At 61.3% G+C, this 323-nt stretch carries 1 protein-coding gene; it reads left to right on the top strand.

Annotation, left to right across the window (positions count from 1 at the left end; translation table 11 throughout):
* Positions 1-323, top strand: a 323-nt coding sequence (locus tag C5748_RS28450) for a glycosyltransferase family protein (RefSeq protein ID WP_425350313.1), incomplete at both ends; no start/stop codon positions are given.

Consider the following 323-nt stretch of genomic DNA (forward strand, 5'->3'; position numbering starts at 1 on the left):
CGCCTTCATGGTGGAGCGCGCGGCGCAGTCGGTGATGGGGGCCGCGCTCTGTGCGTCGGGTGTCTTGTCCGTCTATCGCTCGGACTTCCTGCGGGCAGTCAAAAACGAATGGATGGAACAACGCTTCCTGGGTGAGGCCGTCCATTTTGGGGATGATCGGCGGTTGACGGCCTTGGCCTTGCAACGCGGAAGGGTTATCATCGCTCTTGATGCCGTTGCTTCGACCCAGGTCCCCACCAGCCCGGTCCATTTCATCAAGCAGCAGCTACGCTGGAACAAGAGCTTTCTGCGCGAGTCCGTGCTGGCGGTAAAGGGCTTTGGCG

The sequence above is a fragment of the Phyllobacterium phragmitis genome, assembly GCF_002980495.1.
Classification (GTDB): Bacteria; Pseudomonadota; Alphaproteobacteria; order Rhizobiales; family Rhizobiaceae; genus Paramesorhizobium; species Paramesorhizobium phragmitis.